Genomic DNA, 607 nt, shown 5'->3' on the forward strand with positions numbered 1-607 from the left:
GCGCAACTGCAATGTTACATTGCCTTTGTAACCGGTTAACTGCACGTACAATGTAGTAGTAGCAGGGTTTGGCGATACTTTTAACCCTGTTGTTACCGTTACAGATTTTGCTGCCGTATTAGTTGGTTCTACGGTTGCTGCCACTGCTGTTGCATCGTCGTTTATGATGGTGCCGATAGCTTCACCATCGGGCATTGACGCATTTACAGGATTACTTAATAGTATGCGGAAGGTTTCATCGGGCTCTACTATTCTATCTCCATTAATGGTGATGTTGATAGTTTGCTTTCTAACGCCTGGCGCAAAGGTTAATGTACCTGTTTTTGCCGAATAATCAGGGCCTGCAAGGGCAGTGATATTTTGTGTGGCATAACTTACCTGCACCGTTTGTGTGGATGCTTTGCTTAGCTTAACAATAAAGCTGATGGTGCGCGGTCCATTGCCTTCTAGCTTGGCTTTATCAGCTATGGTGAAACGAATATTGCTGGTGCAGTTTTCATCAATTTGTCCGTTACAATTATCGTCAATACCATTGCCGCATATTTCTGTTGCGCCAGGGTGCACGGATGCATTTTGATCGTCGCAATCTAAACTATTGGTTACCGTA

General features: G+C 44.2%; 1 protein-coding gene. It reads right to left on the reverse strand.

The features are described from left to right. Window positions 1–607, reverse strand: a 607-nt coding sequence (locus GD597_RS21695) for a Calx-beta domain-containing protein (RefSeq protein ID WP_216368662.1), incomplete at both ends; no start/stop codon positions are given.

This window comes from Limnovirga soli, assembly GCF_013106755.1.
GTDB lineage: Bacteria > Bacteroidota > Bacteroidia > Chitinophagales > Chitinophagaceae > Limnovirga > Limnovirga soli.